Source organism: Streptomyces sp. PT12, from assembly GCF_003311645.1.
In the GTDB taxonomy this organism is placed as follows: Bacteria; Actinomycetota; Actinomycetes; order Streptomycetales; family Streptomycetaceae; genus Streptomyces.
Map to the genome: position 1 here is coordinate 1 of NZ_QEST01000136.1, position 3,042 is coordinate 3,042.

Here is a 3,042-nt window from a genome sequence, read left to right on the forward strand (position 1 = left end):
GGCCACGCCGTCGACCTGCCCACCTACGCCTTCCAGCACCGCCGCTACTGGCTCGAAGCGCCCGCACGCCAGAAGCCCACGGCCGCCGCGCCCGGCGCCGACGCCCGCTTCTGGGAGACCGTCGAACGCCGCGACGTCGCCGCGCTCGCCACCGACCTCGCCATCGCCCCCGACGCGCCGCTCGCCACCGTTCTCCCCGCCCTCGCCACCTGGCGCGCCCGCGGCCGCGACGCGTCGACCGTGGACGGGTGGCGCTACCGCATCACCTGGAAGCCCACCCCCGAGAACGCCAACTCCCCCGATCCAACCGGCACATGGCTGGTCGTCTCCTTGGCGGACGACCCCGCGGCGGCCCCTGTCGCCGCCCTGGCCGCCACCGCGCTCGGCGACCGGGGAGCCACGGTCCGCGCCGTCGAGCTGACCGCGGACCACGCCGACCGCGCGACGCTCGCCGCCCATCTGCGCTCCGCGCTGGCCGACGCGCCCGCGCCCTCGGGCGTGCTCTCCCTCCTCGCCATCGACGAACGGCCACACCCCGCCCACCCCGGGCTCACCACGGGGCTCGCCCTGACCCTGTCCCTCGCCCGGGCCATCGAAGGCCCCGCCCCCCTGTGGCTGGTCACCCGCGGCGCTGTCGGCACCGGACCCACCGAGCCACCGCACCACCCCCGGCAGGCCATGGCCTGGGGCCTTGGCCGGGTCATCGCCCTTGAACACCCGGAGCGCTGGGGCGGGTTGATCGACCTCCCGGCTCCTCCCACGCCCCTCGACGCCCGCCTGCTCCGCCGCCTGTGCCGCGCCCTCGCCGCCCCCGACGGCGAGGACCAGCTCGCGGTGCGCCCTCACGGCACCCTGGCGCGGCGCCTCGTCCCCGCCGACCCGGCCCCCGCCCGCCGCCGCTGGCAGCCGCGCGGCACCGCGTTGATCACCGGTGGCACCGGCGCCCTCGGCGGCATCCTCGCCCGCTGGCTCGCCGCCGAGGGCGCCGAGCACCTGGTGCTGACCGGGCGGCGCGGCCCCGAAGCGCCCGGCGCAGCGGAGCTGGCCGCCGAGCTGCGCGCCTCGGGCACCCGGGTGACCGTCGAGCCCTGCGACGTCGCCGACCGCGACGCCGTCCACGCCCTGCTCGAACGCCTCGCCGACCGGGACGAGGCGCCCACCACCGTCATCCACGCCGCGGGGGTCGCAGACCTCACCACGGTCGGGGCCACCGGGCCCGACGCGCTCGCCCAGGGCATGGCGGCCAAGGCCGAGGGCGCCCGCCACCTGCTCGAACTCCTCGACCCCGAACGCCTCGACGCCCTCGTCCTCTTCTCCTCCATCGCGGGCGTGTGGGGCACATCCGAGCACGCCTCGTACGCCGCCGCCAACGCGTACCTCGACGCCCTCGCCGAACACCACCGCGCCAGGGGCCTCCCCGTCACCAGCGTGGCGTGGGGCGTGTGGAACGCGTTCCCCGGCGCCGAAGGCGGCGAGGCGGGTCGCGGCGGAATCATGGAGAGCGCCGACCCCGCCCTGCTGCACCGGCGCGGCCTCGGCCTGATCGAGCCCCGGCTCGGCCTCGCCGCCCTGCGGCGCGCCCTGGACCGCGACGAGGCCGCCGTCAGCGTGGCGCCGATGGACTGGGAACGCTTCTACCCGCTGTTCAGCGCGGCGCGCCCCCGGCCGCTCTTCCACGACCTGCCGCCCGTCGCCGCCCTGCGCGCCCACGGCCCCGCCTACCCGGCCGAGTCGAACGAGCCGAACGCGCCAGCCGAGGCCCCGCCCGGCCTGTCCGACCTGCTCGGGCTCGGGGGGCCCGACCGGGAGGAGGCCCTGCTCGGCCTCGTGCGCCGTGTCGTGGCCGACGTCCTCGGCCACGACACCCCCGAACGCGTCCAGCCGGAACGGGCGTTCAGGGGCATCGGGTTCGACTCCCTCACCGCGCTCGAACTGCGCGACAGGCTCGGCGCCGCCACCGGGCTGCGCCTCCCCGCCGCCCTGGTCTACGACCACCCCACCCCGCTCGCCGTCGCCCGCCACCTGGCCGCCCAACTCCCCAGCGGCGACGGGCAGAACGGCAACGGCACCCCCGGAACGCTCCTCGACGACCTCGACCGGCTGGCCGAACGGCTCACCGCCACGACCCCGGACGGCGACACCCGGCTGCGCGCCACCGTACGCCTGCGCTCCCTCCTGGAGACGCTCACCGGAACCGGAACCGGAACTGGCACCGGCGGCGGCGGTACCGGAACCGGCGGCGGTCACGACGCCGACGACATCGCGGCCGGGCTCGAAGCCGCGAGCGCCGAGGCCGTCATGGCCTTCATCGACGACGAGTTCGGCGCCTGACACCGGCGCCCACCCACGCACGCCCCCACGTTCCCCCACCACCCCACCGCGACGACATCCCCGCGACCAGAGGGCAGGCACCCATGGCGGATCAGGACAAGCTGCTGGACTACCTCAAGCGGATCACGGCCGATCTGCACCGCACCCGGGGCGCCCTCAGGGACCACGAGGCGCGCGCCAACGAGCCCATCGCGATCGTGGGAATGGCCTGTCGCTTCCCCGGGGGCGTGGGCTCGCCCGAGGAGTTGTGGGAGCTGGTGGCCGAAGGGCGGGACGCGATCGGCCCGTTGCCGACCGACCGGGGCTGGGACCTCGACGCCCTGTACGACCCCGACCCCGACCGGCCGGGAAAGAGCTATGTCCGCGCGGGCGGATTCCTCTACGACGCGGGGGACTTCGACGCGGGCCTCTTCGGGATCTCCCCCCGCGAGGCCCTGGCCATGGACCCCCAGCAGCGCCTGCTCCTGGAAACCGCGTGGGAGGCCGCCGAACACGCCCGCATCGACCCCACCTCGCTGCGCGGCACCCGCACCGCCGTCTTCGCGGGCTGCACCTACCAGGAGTACCGGTCCCGGCTACGCGACGCCCCCGACGGCCTCGAAGGACACCTGGTCACGGGCGGCCTCGCCAGCGTGGTGTCGGGGCGGGTGGCGTATGCGCTGGGTCTTGAGGGTCCTGCGGTGACGGTGGACACGGCGTGTTCGTCGTCGT

General features: G+C 76.4%; 2 protein-coding genes. Both read left to right on the top strand.

The window, feature by feature from the left end; all coding sequences use genetic code 11:
• Nucleotides 1–2,331 (top strand): SDR family NAD(P)-dependent oxidoreductase (locus tag DEH69_RS15475; RefSeq protein WP_113687557.1); only part of this gene is annotated, 2,331 nt, incomplete at its 5' end.
• Nucleotides 2,332–2,414: 83 nt separating this feature from the next.
• On the top strand, nucleotides 2,415–3,042 hold a 628-nt coding region (locus tag DEH69_RS15480), incomplete at its 3' end, for a beta-ketoacyl synthase N-terminal-like domain-containing protein (protein ID WP_181727447.1).